12 protein-coding genes and 1 pseudogene are annotated in these 16,445 nt (G+C 56.8%); 4 read left to right on the plus strand and 9 right to left on the minus strand.

The annotated features are described in order from the left end of the window. From CCE92_RS16140 to CCE92_RS12840, 3 genes are all read left to right on the plus strand, one after another. Nucleotides 1–225 (plus strand): hypothetical protein (locus CCE92_RS16140; RefSeq protein ID WP_206601405.1); only part of this gene is annotated, 225 nt, incomplete at its 5' end. Beyond that, nucleotides 213–1,733, plus strand: coding sequence for a murein biosynthesis integral membrane protein MurJ (gene murJ / locus CCE92_RS12835; RefSeq protein WP_088008496.1), 1,521 nt, complete (start codon nt 213–215; stop codon nt 1,731–1,733). The genes CCE92_RS16140 and murJ, both read left to right, overlap by 13 nt. A 4-nt stretch (nt 1,734–1,737) precedes the next feature. After that, nucleotides 1,738–3,312, plus strand: a complete 1,575-nt coding sequence (locus CCE92_RS12840) for a hypothetical protein (protein WP_088008498.1) — start codon at nt 1,738–1,740, stop codon at nt 3,310–3,312. Between the two features lie 115 nt (nt 3,313–3,427). On the opposite strand, the gene CCE92_RS15735 is transcribed toward CCE92_RS12840, so the two are convergent. Next, the gene (locus tag CCE92_RS15735) at nt 3,428–3,793 is read right to left on the minus strand and encodes a hypothetical protein (RefSeq protein ID WP_144391020.1); all 366 of its coding nucleotides are present in this window, start codon (nt 3,791–3,793) and stop codon (nt 3,428–3,430) included. A 134-nt stretch (nt 3,794–3,927) separates the two neighbouring features. On the opposite strand from CCE92_RS15735, the gene CCE92_RS12845 reads away from it, so the two are divergent. Continuing rightward, nucleotides 3,928–4,875 (plus strand): nuclease-related domain-containing protein, encoded by a 948-nt coding sequence (locus CCE92_RS12845; RefSeq protein WP_162287875.1) that lies wholly within the window; start codon nt 3,928–3,930, stop codon nt 4,873–4,875. A gap of 311 nt (nt 4,876–5,186) precedes the next feature. On the opposite strand, the gene CCE92_RS15880 is transcribed toward CCE92_RS12845, so the two are convergent. The 8 genes and pseudogenes from CCE92_RS15880 to CCE92_RS15985 all read right to left on the minus strand — a co-directional run. Beyond that, a complete protein-coding gene (locus tag CCE92_RS15880) occupies nt 5,187–5,336 on the minus strand; it encodes a hypothetical protein (RefSeq protein ID WP_155522839.1) in 150 nt (49 codons plus the stop codon). Nucleotides 5,337–5,466: 130 nt separating this feature from the next. Beyond that, a complete protein-coding gene (locus CCE92_RS12850) occupies nt 5,467–7,473 on the minus strand; it encodes an S-layer homology domain-containing protein (RefSeq protein WP_088008502.1) in 2,007 nt (668 codons plus the stop codon). Nucleotides 7,474–7,604: 131 nt separating this feature from the next. Further along, nucleotides 7,605–8,648 (minus strand): C40 family peptidase, encoded by a 1,044-nt coding sequence (locus tag CCE92_RS12855; protein WP_088008504.1) that lies wholly within the window; start codon nt 8,646–8,648, stop codon nt 7,605–7,607. Between the two features lie 275 nt (nt 8,649–8,923). Further along, a complete protein-coding gene (locus tag CCE92_RS12860; protein WP_162287876.1) occupies nt 8,924–10,819 on the minus strand; it encodes a S8 family peptidase in 1,896 nt (631 codons plus the stop codon). 101 nt (nt 10,820–10,920) lie between these two features. Then, complete coding sequence (locus CCE92_RS12865; protein ID WP_241536050.1) at nt 10,921–12,372, minus strand: N-acetylmuramoyl-L-alanine amidase; 1,452 nt, start codon at nt 12,370–12,372, stop codon at nt 10,921–10,923. Between the two features lie 181 nt (nt 12,373–12,553). Beyond that, entirely contained in the window at nt 12,554–14,701 is a 2,148-nt protein-coding gene (locus tag CCE92_RS12870) for a 5'-nucleotidase C-terminal domain-containing protein (protein ID WP_088008508.1), read from the minus strand. A gap of 240 nt (nt 14,702–14,941) precedes the next feature. After that, entirely contained in the window at nt 14,942–15,934 is a 993-nt protein-coding gene (locus tag CCE92_RS12875) for a YkwD family sporulation-associated protein (RefSeq protein ID WP_088008510.1), read from the minus strand. 164 nt (nt 15,935–16,098) lie between these two features. Beyond that, nucleotides 16,099–16,445, minus strand: a pseudogene (locus CCE92_RS15985) (hypothetical protein); the annotation flags it as partial.

Here is a 16,445-nt window from a genome sequence, read left to right on the forward strand (position 1 = left end):
GCGCTATTTCGACTCTGCAGGCGCTATTTCGACTCTGCGGCGCCGCATTTCGACTCTGCAGCGCTCTATTTCGACTCTGCAGCGCGCTATTTCGACTCTGCGGCGCCCCAGCAGGTGCCTGGCACCAATTGTCAGATAATTGGTGCCAGGCACCGCAAAAAAACCGCAAAAACTATTAATTTTCACGCTATCATCCGAAAAGAGGTGGACTCATGTCGAGTCTGAAGAAGGCGGCGATCTGGACGACGGGGCTGGCGCTGCTCCTGAAGCTGTCGGGGTTTTTGCGCGAAGCGATTGTCGCGTATGAGTTCGGCGCCTCGGCGGTCACGAGCGGGTATTTGCTCGCGTTTTCATTCATTACGCTCATTGTGGCGATGATCGCGACGGGTTTCAATAATGTGTTCCTCCCGATGTATATCAAGCGCCGCTCGAGCGGCTCGGATCCGACGGACGCGAATGCGAATGCGCTTTTGAATTGGACGATGCTCATTTTCGCAGCGGTGTCGCTCGCCGGCTGGCTCGGCGCAGCGCCGCTCGTGGAGTTCATTTACCGCGATATGTCGCCGGTGATGGCGGAAGTCGCGATCGGCATGACGCGGGTGTTCTTCATTTTTATGACGTTCATCGCGCTCGCCGGGCTGCTGGAATCGTACTTGCAGTCGCGCCGCATTTTCGTGCCGACGCTCGTGTCGAAGCTGATGGCGACGCTGATGGCGGCGGTGTTCGCACTTTTATTCAGCGATTTGTGGGGCATTTACGCGGTGGCGTACGGGTTCGTGTTCGGGACGGTGCTCGGGGCGGCGATTCAGGTGTTTTATTTAATCAAATCGGATTACAGCTGGCAGCCGACGCTGAAGATGGAAGCGGATTTCCGCAAGGCGTTCGTCGTCCTCATCGTTCCGTCACTGCTGAATTCGGTTGTGGGGCAAGTGAATTTATTCGTCAACAAAGCCTTCGCCGCCGGCACGATCGATGCGGCGGTGACGTATTTGAACAACGCCTCCCTCCTCGTGTCGATTCCGAACGCGATTTACGCGGCGACGCTCGCGGCGATCATTTTCACGCTGATGTCGGAGCAGACGGAGGACAAGGAGAAGTTCAAGGGCACGGTGTTCCGCGGCATGGAGCTGTCGTTCGTGACGCTCGTGCCGATGGCGATCGGCCTGTGGGTCGTCGGCGACGCGGTCATCGACTTCATCTACGGCCGCGGCGAGTATACGCCGGAAGACGTGGAGAACACGTACATTGCGTTATTGTTCTACTTGCCGATCATCGTGTTCCAGGGCATGCAGCTCATCCTGTCGAAGTCGATGTACGCGCGCGGCATGACGGCGGTCGTGTTCCGGATTTCGGTGACGACGATCGCGGTCAACTTCGTGCTGAACTGGCTGCTCGTCGATGACTTCGGCTACCCGGCGCTCGCGTTTGCAGCGTCCGCGGTGTCGGTGTATTACTTCACCGTGTCGGTCATCGTCGTCTACAAGGACCTCGGCATGGATGAATTCAAGAAGTTCGCCTCGATGGCGGTGCGGGTCATCGTGCCCGCGGTCGTGATGGGTGTCGCCGTCTGGGGCGCCCAGGAACTGCTCCATGCGGAGGACTGGTATTCGCTCGTTCAGCTCGCGGTGCTCGTGCCGCTCGGCGCGGTTGTGTATGCCGCCCTGCTGCGCGTGACGCATCCGGCGGGCTTCAATCGGTTTTTAGGACTTGCAAAACGCGGGACGAAAGGATGAGACGGTGAAGAACAAATGGCTCGGAATTTTGTTGACCGGGGTTCTCCTGCTTGCTGCCGGCATCGTACTGCTGCTGGTGCTGCCGGGTGAGCGCACAGTCGTTTATTCCAATAAAGGATTGGATGTCGCACTCGAAGCCCCTGCCTATTTGACCGTGTCGGAACCCGAAATCACCGAGCAGGTGACCGAGGGGACGACGGATGTGACGAAGACGTACACCTTGAACCTCCTCGGGATGGACGTCGGCACGTACGCGCTGACCGAACGGACGCTGACGAACGGCAGCACGTTCCTGTTCGAACGGGCCATGAATGACGGCCCGCTCCCCTTCTCGCTCGATACCGCGATCAGCGGGCTGGCGGGCGGCGACGTGACGGACTGGAATCCGGAGACGGTCGAACACGCCTACCACTCTGATTTCGGGATGGATCCGACGGTCAATCCGTTCGGGACGGTCGAATTCGAGTCGGGCGAGCTGCTGCAGGGGCAGGTGTACGTGTCGGAACCGCTCGTGACGACTTATCCGGACGGCGGTGAGAGCCGGCTGCGGGAACTGAAATCGGAAGTGCGGAACGTGGAATTCAGCGACGGCCGGCTGTCGAAGACGATCCCGCTCGACCGGGGCGAGATCGGCGAATCGTGGGCGCTCGTGTCGCCGGAGCCGCTCTTTTCCGACGACGGCACGGAAGCCGACTGGATCGACCGCTCGCTGCACCATCAGACCGAGCAACTGAACTGGCTGACGGCTGACGGCCCGTACACGAAGCTCCCCTACTCGATCGAACCGTCCACGAAACTCGGCTACGGGCGGACGATCGGCCGGATCGAAGATGATGTGGCACTCCGCTGGTACAATAAAACCGGTGCCGCCTTCTTCGAGACGATGGTGCTGAATTCGCGGGTGAACCTGCTCCAGTACCTCGAGGAGTTCGGCGGCACCCGCTGGCCGACCGAATACACGAGCACATGGCTGAAAAACGCGTATGGCGTCCATGCGCCGTACGTCGACACGCGCTATAACGAATACACGGCATTCTTCCTGGACAAGACCGCCGCGCTCGAGCCGGCCGCCGCCCCTGATTCAAGCGCCGTCGTGCTGTACGCGGACTTCCTGCTGGACCGGATCGAAGCGGGCTCGGTGATCGAAACCGAAGACGGCCTGCTCATCGTCGACTACTTCGACGACGATCCCGACACGCCGCTCACGCATGCCTCCTTGAACCACGAACTCGGCGGTCTGAAAATCCTGCTGTCGGCATACGGCAAAACAGGCGAATCGAAGTACTTGGATGCGGCGGAACTCGTCATCACCGGCATCGAACAGTTCGGCCAGGACGCCGGCGGCTGGATCCGCGAAACCGGCGACCTGTGGTACCAGGCGCGGCCGGACGGCACCTTCAGCGGTGACGACTACCCGCAGCTCACCTTGCTCGACCTCATCGAAACGCAAAACCTCCTCGAGTCCCTCGGGCTCGGCCGGAACGCGTACTTCGACGAACTGATCGACTCCAAACTCGCCTACCTCGACTCCCAGGGCGTCGAACTCATCGACAAAGTCACCGAAGCGATGGAGGGGTGAGGGGTTGATTGAGGGGCTGGTTGAGGGGTGGTGCCTGCCCTGGTGGTGCCTGGCACCAAAATTCGGAATTGTATCCGCGATTGAGATAATTGGTGCCAGGCACCGCCCAATATTGTTAATTCAAGCAGAAAGATGAAACACGCAGCCGGAGCGGCTGCGTGTTTTTTACATAAAAGGGAAATAGATAGTGCTGGAAAATGGAGAAATAGCGGACAGAGTCGAAATAGCGGGCTCCAAAGTCGAAATGCGGCGCTGCAGAGTCGAAATGTGCGCCTCCAGAGTCGAAATAGCGCCCCGCAGAGTCGAAATAGCGCCCCGCAGAGTCGAAATACCGCCCTCCAGAGTCGAAATAGCACCCTCTAGAGTCGAAATGCCTCCTCCACCGATCAAATCCTCTTCCGTGGGCACAAAATGGATAGGTTCCGCCGCAAAATCGGATTTTCACCCCCTCTTTCAGCAGCAAATCCTCGTTTTGCGCCACACCCCCCCTCCCACCCACTACTATCCCTCTTAAAATGACTTTTTTGCCCCGATATCGCGTCTCAAATCACGGGTTTGAAAAAAGCGATTTAAATCGGCCGCCCATCTGCTACACTTCCTTTGGAGGGGATGACGATGATCATGAAACAGCGGGAGGAGCCGAGGAAGATTGCCGGGTATGAGGCGCTTTTGCACCGTCTGCCGGAACGGCATCCGAAGCGGGAACGGATACAGGAATTGCTTGAAACCAGCCGGGCCGGGTACGGCGGCGAGGCGAATCTGGACCGGATCATGTTTCATTTCCAGCCGGCATTTCCGGCTGTGCAGCTGCGAAACCTTGAGTTAGGGCCGCCATACGCGATGCAGGCGGACACGATTGTGCTGACACGCAGCCGGCTCGTTTTGCTGGAAGTGAAGAATCTGCAGGGGCGGCTCTTCTTTTATTCCAATCCCCATGTGCTGGTCCAGCAGAGGTTGGACGGCATTCAGAAGACATACACGAGCCCGGTCGTGCAGGTGCAGGAGATGATGCTGAAGCTCGACCGGTTCATGCGGAAGGCGGATTTGATGCTGCCGATCGAGCCGGCGATCGTCATCAGCTATCCGTCGCAGATCGTGGAGAAGCCGCCGGATGATATGCGGCTGCTCGCGGCGCGGGAAGTGAATTTCTTTTTATCCGGAATAAACGAGGAGAAGCCGCTGCTGTCGGGTGAGGAGCTTTATTCATTGGGGCGGAAAATGGCAGAGGCGCATTCGCCGTACGAGCCGTTCCCCCTGCTGCAGCGGATGGAGATCGGGATGGAGGAGATTATTCAGGGGGTCCGGTGTCCGGGATGCGGGCACTTGCCGATGGTGTTCGTCCGGCAGCGATGGCGATGTCCCGGTTGCGGGGCGGCCAGCCGGGACGCGCACCGGGCGGCGGTCCGGGATTTGCTGATGCTGAGCGGTCCTATAATAAACGCCGGAGATGCCGGGCGATTTTTGGGGATTGCCGGGAAAGATGTGCCGGGCCGGATGCTGATGAGAGAAGGGTTGAAGGCGACCGGCAACACGAGGAGCCGCACGTATGAATGGGTCCGCTGAGGGGTTGAGGGCTGGGGGGATCAGGAGCGAGCGGTGATGGGTAGATTTGAGGGGGCAGAGTCGAAATGTCGCGTTGCAGAGTCGAAATAGCGTGCTGCAGAGTCGAAATAGGGCGCCGCAGAGTCGAAATAGCGCCCTGCAGAGTCGAAATAGCGCGCTGCAGAGTCGAAATGCAGCGCTCCAGAGTCGAAATAACGCCCCGCAGAGTCGAAATGCGCTCACCAAGAGTCGAAATGCATCACCTCCCCCTCCCACTTCCAAAATCAATAAAAACGCGCGGCCACCTCTTGGCTGCGCGTCTCATCTTCCCTTTATTTCCCCTCACTCTCGCCAAATCGCTGCACCAGCACACCAGCGATAAAGCCGAGGAGCAGATTCGTTATGAGCATCTCGCTGACGCCGCCCGCCATTATGAACGTCAGCATGCCTGCCACAAACATAAACAGAAGTCCCTGATACATCCTTTTCCTCCTCCAGGCACAACCCAGCAAAACGAAGCGTGCCTGGCACCAAAATTCACCATTGTGTACACAACAGTGAAAATTGGTGCCAGGCACTCCCTCAGGCACTCCCTCAAAAAAACCTTCTATATTAATTAATCACCCGCACGAGGTCTTCCCGGATCCAGCCGGTGCCGCCTTCGTTCAGGTCAGCGAAGACGTTGTACCAGACATAGCCGTCGGCGCCCACTTTCGATCCGATAATCGTCAGCGGGTAGCCGAATGCGTCTTTCACGCCGAGGTCGCGCGCTTTGTACGTGAAGAGAAGCGTGCTGCTCGAGACGACGGGTTCGGTGCGCACGTTGATTGTGCCTTCGTAGTTCGTCATCGCCAGTTTGTATCGGCCGAAGTCCTTTTTGCCGAGAGCGTTGTCCAGCTTGACCATGTGGCCGGCGATTTTGGATCCCCATGTCGGGTCGGACGCATATTTTACATTGAAGCCCGATGTTTTATTGCCCGGTGCTGCGCCGTTCGCATAGGCGCCGAACGGGGTGGCGTATTTGGTGTTCATGTATTCGCGGGCGAAGGCTTCGATGCTGTCTTCAGGTCCCGCGTATTTTTCGCCGGCTTCCGGTGTGCTGTCGTACACCTTGATGCCGAACATGTTGTTCTTCAGCTGCGAGTTTTCGCTCATGCCGTACGCGCCTTCATGGATGGCGGCCGCCAGCATGAACAGTGCGTTGACGTTGTATTCCGCTTCAATCGCCTTGAAGTGCTTGCCCATGCCGATCAGCTTCGATTTCGTCACCGCATCGCGGTACATGGAAGAAACGTTGTTGATTTCCTTCAGCTTCTCCATGATGACCGCATCCAGTTCTGCCGCGGAGTAGTTCGTCTTTGTCCGCACGGACTGGTACTGGAAGTACGGGTAATGCTGCGCGGCCAGACGCCCGCTCGATGTATAGAAGTGGACGCCATCCGCGCTATAGTAAGTCGCGCCTTGCGTCAAAGCCGCAGGAGCCGGTCCGATCGCATAGCTGCCGCGCGACTTGCTCGCGTAGTTGTATGTGTGGTGGATGAGCGTTCCCCACTGGCTCACGGAGTACGAATCGCGGCTGGCGGCGAGCGCCATCGGCACGAGTTCGACTTCGTTGTGCCGCACGTAGCCGACGGTGCCGCCCGCCTGGACTTTCACCCAGTCGTCGTTCGATTCGAAGTATTTCAGCTCACGTCCGTGCTGGACGTATGTCGCCTGCGTCGAGAACGACGGGTCCGTATAGACCGTCGTCACGGCCTGCGCGCCGGTGGACGTGCGTTTATTGCCATACGCCACTCCGTTCTTCACCCGGATAATCTCCCCGTCCCGGTACAGCGCGTCGGCCGTCGATCCGGCGAAGGATTGGAGCGCAGACGCGTAGGTGTCGTGCATGTACGTCTGCTTCACCAGCTGGCCGTTCTCCACGTAGCCGAGCGTGTAGCCGTTCGGGGCCGGTTCCGGTTCAGGCTCTTCCGGCAGATCCGGGATTTCCGGCTCTTCCGCTTCATCTTCTGCCTGCAGCAGCCGGTAAATAAAGGCCGCCGCCTGTTCGCGGGTCGCGTTGGCGTCAGGCGAATATTTCAGGCCGCCCTGTCCGTCCGCCATGCCGCTCGTAATACCGTAATGGGCGATGTTGTAGACGGCCCGGATACCGGCGGATGAATTGAAATCAGCCGCATCCGAGAACTTCATTTCCTCCGGGATCAGGTCAAGATCCAAATACGTCAGCACTTTCGTCAATGCGACCGCGACTTGTTCCCGCGTGATCAGATCCTCCTGGCCGAACGAGCCGTCCGTGTAGCCGCTCATGAGCCCCGCCGCGTTCACCGCGCCGATTTCCTTGTGCAGCGCCGAATTCGCCGATACATCCGAGAAGCTGTGCGACCCTGCCGGCAGGTCCAGCGCTCTGGCAATAAAAGCCGCGAACTGCCCGCGCGTCACCGGCTGTGTCGGTTTATAGGTTCCATCTTCATATCCGCTTAATACGCCCAGTTCGATCATCGCGCGCATCTCGATTTCCAGCGTCCGGCCGGAAAGTTCATCCGCATGCGTCACAGCAGGTACTGTGCTTGCCGATAAGGCGATCAAAGCTGAAGCGGTGAGCATCTTCCATTTCTTCATCCATCATTTCCCCTTATTTCAGACTACGTCCATTGTAGCCTGTCGCGTCTCCGAAAAATAGCTAAAATAGTAAAAAAGTTAAAAAAGAGCCCTTCGTCTTATGAAACGAAGGGCTCTCTTTGAGTCTGTAATTAGCTTGCTTCCAATGCACTATAAACTGCTGCTGTGAATTCCGCGCGCGTCGCGTTCGTCTTCGACTGGTAGTTGGAAGACTGGAACACGCTCGTCTGGTCGATCGACTTCAGTGCGACGATGGCGTCGTGCGCCCAGAACGAAGGATCGACATCATAGTAGAAAGTGGCTGTCTGTACTTGTGCGGTTTCATATCCGGTGATCTTGAATGCGCGGTCCATGATGATGGCGAGCTGCGCTTTCGTCAGTGTGTCATCGACGCCGTAGCGGCCGTTCGAGTAACCCATCAGGATGCCGGCTTCCGCCATGGCGTTGATGGAATCCGCGAAGCGGTGCGTCGTGCCGACGTCGGAGAATTTCGCTCCGCCGCTTGCGCTCAATCCGAGGACCCGGTTGACCATTTCAGCAGCCTGGCCGCGTGTGACGCTGGCATCCGGCTTGAATTCAGTGTTCGAGTATCCGTTGACGACGCCGTCGAGGTTCATCGCTTTGATCGCTTCATAAGCGGCGTGCCCTGTTCCGACGTCCTTGAATTCACCGTCGAGTACGATCGGTGCCGGCTCTGGAGCCGGGGCTGGTGCTGGTGTGCTGACGCTGCTCAGGCGGCGCGCCGTTGCGTATTTCGGTCCCCAGTAAGGGTTGGTGTTGATGTTCGAGATGGAGACGCCGTCGCTTTCAGCGGAAATGACGTTGCCGTTCCCGATATAGATGCCGGTATGCGAGATGCCCGGCTTGTATGTGTTGGCGAAAAAGACGAGGTCGCCTTTTTGAAGGTCGCTTTTCGATACGGCTGTTCCGACTCCGGCCTGTTCAGCTGAAGTTCTCGGAAGCGAAATGCCGAAGTGGTTGAATACGTAACGGATGTAGCCGGAGCAATCGAATCCTGAAGGAGTCGTCCCTCCGAATCGGTAAGGTGTTCCAAGGAATTGCTGCGCATAAGATGCAATTTCATCTGGTGTTGCGGCACTGGCTTTTTTCGGCAGGAGCGGAGCGGCTGACAGGATGAGTGCGAAGACAATCACCCAAATTATGCGTTTGTTCACTGTTTCACCTCTGAGTTTGTTGGACCCGTATGCTGATCAGACATCGAATCGTGTATTAGCTCTTTGCTGAAACTAATACTATCAGATTCAAATGGCATATTGGGTAACAGTTCCATTACAGTTCTGTAACAGAGGTTTAACTGCTCTAAACCCGTGGTATATAAGGGGTTTAGACTATAGTACCCATGTTCTTCTCCGGAAAATAAACCCGGTTTTATTACAAAAGAGCGCAAAAAAACTTCGTATTTCCGTGAAGAAATACGAAGTTCCTGTGTTTATTGGAATAAATCCGGCCGGTCGGCCTTAGCTAGAAAGACACTGAACATGGCGCGCGTCATATGAGTTTCCGGCCGGAATGTGCCATCGGGATACCCGACGGTCACGCCCGCGCCGGCAAGTGCGAGGATTTCCTCGTACGCCGCCATGGAAGGACTGACGTCGGAGAACGGGTTGGCGCCCGCCTCCCCGGCGAAAAGTCCGTATGCGTTGCTGATCAGGATCGCCATCTCGGCCCGCGTCACCGGCTGATCCGGACGGAACGTGCCGTCTTCGAACCCAGCGAGGAGCCCTGCTTCATAGCCGGACTGGACAAAACCGGAAGCGGAATGGTTCACCCCGACATCCGAGAACACCGTCTGCCGCTGCTCCCCGTTCAGTCCGTAGGCCCGGCCGAGCATCATGACCGCTTCGCCCCGCGTAATCGTGTCCGCCGGACGGAACGTCTTATCCTTATAGCCGTAAATCCAGCCGTTGTGCGACAGGTAGGCCACTTGCGGCGCATACCAGATGGCGCTGCTCACATCCGGAAACGCCGGTTCATCCACGCGGACCGTGAACACTTCCGTGAACGTCTTTCCTGCCGTATCCGTGTATTCGACGGCCCCTTTATACGTCCCTGCCAATAAATACAGTTCCCACAGTCCCGGATCCTTCTCCGCGACAGGCTCGCCGTCGATCGTCAGCGCCCAGTCCGCGATCTGTGCTTTATTCTGCAGCTGGACGGTCACTTTGCCTTTCTGGACCTGGTGCGTCAAATACGGCATGCCGGTGATTTCGTCTTTGTACATCGCCAGGCCGAACCCGAATTTCGCATCGCGGCCCGCTGTCCCGATATCCTTGGACGTAATCGCGAGCAGTTCACGCAGCTTCTGTGCGGAAAACGACGGGAACCGCTCTTTGTAGAGCGCAAGGATGCCCGTCACGTGCGGCACAGCCATGGATGTGCCGGAAAGCGTCCGGTAACCGTCCTGTTTGCCGTCCGCCACATCGAGCTCGAATGGCGCCGTGCTGACGATCGCTTCCCCGGGCGCCGTGATTTCGACTTCCGGACCGGAAGAAGAGCGGGAAAGCAGCGTGTTGGTCGAGGAGACGCCGGAAACCGCAATGACCGACGGGTATTTCGCCGGATAAGTGACACTGTCTGTCCCGCCTGCATTGCCGGCCGCCGCCACGAGCAGGATTCCCCGCTTCGCTGCTTCCTCGAGCATCATTTTCAGGACCGGATCGTCCTGTCCGATGGAAATGCTCATGTTGATGATGTCCATGTCATGTTCGATCGCCCATTCCACGCCGGCGACGATGGCTGTCGTCGGCCCGCCGCCGTGGTCATTGAGCGCTTTGACCGCGTAGATTTCCGCATCCGGCGCGATGCCGATAATGCCGGCTCCGTCTTTTTCAGCCGCGATGACGCCCGCGACATGCGTTCCGTGCCCGTTGACGAAATCGTCGTCGTCATACGGCTTCACAGTATCGCAGCCCGTCTGCATCGTGCATGTGCCGCCGGCGACCCGGAGATCTTGATGGTCGGTGTCGACGCCCGTGTCGATGATCGCGATCTTCACGCCTTTACCGGTATACGGCGCGGTATCCGCCGGCTGCGCACCGATCTGCGCGAACTGTGCCGGGACTGTATCAGCCGCCGTTTCATATGTCAGCACCGGATAAATTTCCGCTTCCGGGTATTCATGGCGCAGGGCATCCTGTTGACTATCCGTCAGTTCCAGTTCGATGACGGGCAGCAGATCGAACGCTTCCGCTCCCGGGTTCTGCTCCCTTAACTCCGCGATGGCGGACTCCGGCGCGTGGACCAGCACTTTTTCTTCACCTGCCGCCCATACACCCGAACCGCCTGCCATGCTGAATAAAATAAGAGCTAGAAGCGTCCTTCTCATGATGTCCCTACTTTCTGTCATATTTCTTCTATACTACAGTAAGTTCTTTAGAAATAGAAGAAAATCCTGCCTTTTTTGTCAGGCAGGATTTCCGTCGGTGATCAGTGCAGGCGCTTGCTCACAGATGCGTTGACATCCGCGTAGAGCGGAAGCACATCTTTGCGCCCTTCGTAATGGTAGAAGTAATCGAGCACACCGATGTAGAGTGCGCGGCCCATTCGTTTGCGTTCTGTTTCCGACCCGATGTACTTAATGTCGATATCCGAGTCGATGAAGCCCATTTCTACGAGGGCCGCAGGCATGGTGTTCTCACGCAGCACGTAGAAGTTGCCGTAACCGAACGGGTTGACACCCCGGTTTTTCAGGCCGCTCCACGCTTCCATCATCCGGTTCTGCAGGTAGATGGCGAGTGCGCGTGAATCTGATACGTATGGGTTATTCGACGCTGTGCCTGCATAATAGAATGTTTCCTGTCCGTTGGCTGAACCGTTCAAAGCATTCGTATGGAGGCTGACGAAGATGTCGCCTTTATTCTGCTGAGCAAACTGCACACGGCCGCCGAGCGAAACGAATGTATCGGAGTTCCGTGTCATTTTCGCCGTGATCGGCGACTGTTCGAAGTACGAATTCATGTGGCGCGCGATGTTCAGGACGACGTTTTTCTCCTGGTAACCGTTGCCGACCCCGCCCGGATCATGGTCGCCGTGGCCCGGGTCGATGATGACGGTCAGGTCAGTCGGTGAAGAGGTTGCCGGCGGCGGCTGTACCGTGCCCGGCTTCGTCAGCTGGACGTAAGCACTGTGGACGAAACCGGTTTTGTCGCCTGCCTTGATGTAGTTCCAGTCACCGATCGCATACCCGTACTGGACCGCAGCCCCCGTGTCGAGCTGGCCGATCGCCGGGTACTTCGTGCTTGGACCTGTGCGGAGGTTCAAATCGTTCACGTTCACGTACATAGTCTGGCTGAATGCCTGGTCGACGGTGCGGAATTTTTCATTGATTCCGCGTGCGAGGAATACCGCGAAATCCGCCCGCTTGATGGTATGCGTTTCGCCGAACGTCCCGTCCGCGATCCCCTGCGAGATCCCCCGGTCGATCAGCTGGTCCGCCGCGACGCTCACTGATCCAGCGCCGTAGCCGAATGCCCGGCTGATCAGGAGGGCCATCTGTCCGCGTGTCAGTGTCTGGTACGGTTTAAAGGATCCATCCGGATAGCCGTTAATGATTTTCAGGTCTGTCATTTCTTTTATGTACCCCGATGCAAAGCTGCCCGAAGTGACATCGCTGAAATTCGTGTCCTGTCTTTCCCCGTTGAGGCCGAGTGCCCGGCCGATCAGCGCAGCGGCTTCCTGCCGTGTCACTTCCTCGTCCGGCGAGAACGTCGTTGCTGTCGTTCCGGATGTGATTTCCCCTTCAACAAGGTAGTAGATTTCCGCCTGCGCCCGGTGAGTCGTCCCGACATCACTGAATATGACACTGGCATCCGCGTGGCTGCGAGGAATAAATACAGAAGCGATCAATAAAAAACACAGCAGCATAACCCATTTCTTCAACTCTTTTTCCTCCTGTTGGTCAAGTCTTCTCGTTAACTTTAACGCAGGTTTTTAGCGATTACTATGTAACTTTGGGTCTTATTTTCATGTTATTGTCAAATAAGTGTGTTTTATTCCTATGACGAAAGTCGCAAAAAACCCTGCTTCCATTAGAAGCAGGGCGTTGATTCATCCTATTTTTTTATTCAGCTGATGGTGCAATATTAACGATCCGGTCTTCATCCTGCGGGTTCACGGTTTCAAGGGAAGCCAGGTAATCCGCGAATGTTTCCCAGTCGATGTTGCCCGGTTCGAACACGCGTCCGTCTGCGTAAGCTTCCGCGAAGACGTCGTAATCATCCCCGCCTTTTGCGGTGAAGACGTTCGTCGCAATCCGGTACGTCGCATCCATATCGATGGCTACCCATTCCCCGTCCTGGAGTACTTCGATCGACACGACACGGTCGCCCGCCGGACGGCTGGAATCGAATACCACCTGCACGCCTTCCGAAACCTGGAGGAACGCGCCGCTCAATTCAGGATACAGCGCAACACTGTGCTCGAATGCCTGTTTGATTTCCGCGCCTGTCAGATCCATCAGCGCCAGGGAGTTGTTGAATGGAAGAACCGTCAGCACTTCACCGTATGTGATTTCACCGGCATCGATGTCGGCACGGATGCCGCCGCCGTTCTGGACAGCGAATACGACAGGGACTTCACTGACTTCCTGCGCCGCTGCGAGCATGCCGTCGGCGATCAGGTTGCCGAGCGGTGCTTCCTGTGCACGGACGAGGTCACGGGCTGCACTCAGCAGGACTTCCGCAGTCGCTCCGACCGGTGCTTCCATCAGTTCATCGATCGTCGGTTTGTACTTGCCTACGATTTCCAGTGCGCCGGCATCCGGTTCGAACGCTTCGATATCCAGCAGTTCGCCGTCATAGGCGACCACTTCGCCTTCAGGACCGAAAATGACATCCAGCGTGCCGAGGAAGTCGCTGTACTGGCCCGCCTGCACGATGACTGTTGGGTCTTCGAATTCCGTCGAAATGTACGGTTCTTCAAGTTCTGTATGCGTATGGCCGCCGACGATGATGTCGATGCCTTCGACTGCCGCCGCAAGGGCGATATCGTTGTCATACTGGAGCGAATCGTCGAACCCGATGTGCGTCAGCGCGATGATCTTATCGACGCCAGCCGCGTGGAATGCCGTCACCGCTTCTTCAGCCGCTGCCGTGTATTCCGCGAACGCCACACTGCCCGGGCTGGAGATATTGGCGGTTTCCGCAGTCGTCAGACCGAAGATCCCGATCTCTTCCCCGCCGACTTCCGTAATGATGCCGTCATAAATTTCCCCATCAATAAATTCGGAGGTGTACACGTCGTTCTGAAGTCCGTCAAACAGCGCATCCCCCGAGAAGTCGACGTTCGCTGAAACGAACGGGAACTCCGCATTCGTGATGAAGTCGACAAGGCCCTGATGCCCTTCTTCGCCGGAACCGAGGTCGAACTCGTGATTTCCGAACGTCATGGCGTCATAGCCTGCGTAGTTCATGAGCTCAAGATCCGCCTGCCCCAGGAATTCATTAAAGTAAAGCGAACCAGAGAACACATCCCCTGCGCTCAGCAGCAGCGTGTTTTCATTATGCTCGCGGACTTCCTCGATCGCCGAAATGAGCTGCGGCATCTTCTCCACGTTCGCGTGCGTATCGTTCGTATGCATCACCGTCAGCGGATAATAGCCGAAGTACTCTTTCGCACGGTTCAGGAACAGCGCCATCTCGCCGCGCGTCACATCCTCTTCCGCGCCGAACTGCGTTTCCGTCTTACCGAATGCGATACCGGCTTCGACGAGCGCCGCGACATAAGGAGCCCAGCGTTCATTCACATCCGTGAACTGTGTCTCCGTGATGCTTTCATCGATCTCCAGGCCGGCTGCGCGTGCGATGATCGCCGCCGCCTGCGCGCGCGTCAATGGATCCGACGAACCGAACTGCGTATCGCTGTATCCGTTGATGATCTCGAGTTCAGCAAGCGCCGCCACTGCCCATTCCGCCCGGTCCGGCACATCCGTGAAAGCGGTTTCAGCATAGTCCCCGCTTTTCTCCAGGCCGAGGGCACGCGCGATCATGACCGCCGCGTCCACACGCTTGATGTCTTCCTGCGTGCCGAACGTCGTATACGTCATGCCGTCCGTGATGCCGGTGCCGACCAGGAACTCGACCGCATCTTCATAACGGTCCGATACATCCGTGAAAAGCGTATCCGCGGATACAGGAGAAACCGCCGAAGCCACTGCCGCCGCCGTCACCGCCGTAGCGATGAACTTCTTGTTCGCAAGAAAGTTTGCCATTCAATCTTTCCTCCTTAGCATTTTTAAAATATGTAATGCACCTCTACTTTACCAAACTATCTGCTAAAGCACTATTGAATTTACACAAATTTTACGACAACGGACAAGAAAAGACGCAAAAAGTCTCGGGTGCGATCGGAGAGAATGCAGGATGGGTGCCAGGCACCCGAATACGCAATTGCGGGAAAAATAAAAAAAATTGGTGCCTGGCACCAGTTTTTCTTACCAATCCATCCTAAATTATTTTGCAGAAAACATATGCACCCAATACGGCGTGCCATCCGCACTCTCGGCATAACCGATGCCGATGAATGTGTATCCCGGATTCAGCAGATTCTCGCGGTGGCTGCTGGAATTCATCCAGCCGTTCATGACCGCATCAGCCGACGTGTACCCGACCGCGATGTTCTCGCCGAACATTTCATAAGAATACCCGAAGTCATACGCCATCCGGAACGGCGACCCGTAAGTCGGTGACTGGTGATCAAAATAATTGTTCGCTGCCATATCTTCCGCTTTCGCCTGCGCGATTTGGCTGAGTGCCGGATCTTCCGTCAGCGCCTGAGCACCGACAGCTGCCCGCTCCTGATTCACTAGCGCCGCCGTTTCAGCCGCCAGCGGATGGGAATCCTCTACAGCCGGTGCGCCGACCGGAGCATTCGCCGCCGTTTCAGCTGCCGGTTTTTCTGTCGCCACCGGCTCTTCACGCTGGCTCACTTTCGGATCGATCCCCGCGTGTTCAAGCGCGCGGTCCATGATAACCGCAAAAAACGCACGTGAAACCTGCCCGGCTGGATCAAACTCCGCCGCCGTTTCACTTTCCAGAATACCGAGCTGCGTCACTGCTTCAATCGCATTGTACGCCGGATGGCTGGCCGGCACATCCGTAAACGCCTGTCCGTCCGCTGCCGCTTCCAGTCCGAAACCTTCCGTCACCAGCACAGCCGCTTCCGCGCGAGTCAGCGGCGTCTGCGGATCATATGCCGCATCCCGATAAATATATTCAGCTCCCGTATGCCGTTCAAGGACACTCGCTGCCTGTCCTTTCGTAATCGGCTGGAGCGGTTTAAACGTCTCATCCTCGTACCCGCTGATCATGCCGATCTCTTCAAGCTCATAAATCGCCTCCGACGCCCAATGATCTTTCGGCACATCCGCGAAATGCTGATCCGCTTGGACAGCCATCGGCAAAACCAACAGCGACAACGCAAATGCCATTACTGATTTCTTCATAATAAAACCCACTCCTTGGTACGCTATTGATATCCACTATATACCTCTGACAGACGAAATTTAACATAGCTTTTGGCACATTTTTGTGAATGTAAAGGGGGAATTTTGAGCAAATAACAGGGATGCCTTATGTAGGAACTGCAAATTTTTGTTATATGGCAGAGTTACGGAGGATTTTTCTTGATTGCGCTTATCTCAGTCTCGGAACCCCTTATCTCGGTCTTGGCAGCGCTTATCTCGGCCTTGCCACCCCTTATCTCGGTCTCGGCACCTCTTATCTCGGTCTTGCCACTCCTTATCTCGGTCTCGCCGCCCCTTATCCCGCTCTCGAACGCCTTTATCTCGGTCTCGCCACCCCTTATCTCGGTCTCGCCACCCCTTATCCCGGTCTCGCCACTCCTTATCTCGGGCTCGACACCGCTTATCTGGGTCTCGACACCGCTTATCTCGGGCTTGGTAATGCTTATCTGGGTCTTGCCACCCCTTATCTCGGTCTCGACACTACCGTTAT

The organism is Indiicoccus explosivorum (assembly GCF_002167005.1).
GTDB lineage: Bacteria > Bacillota > Bacilli > Bacillales_A > Planococcaceae > Indiicoccus > Indiicoccus explosivorum.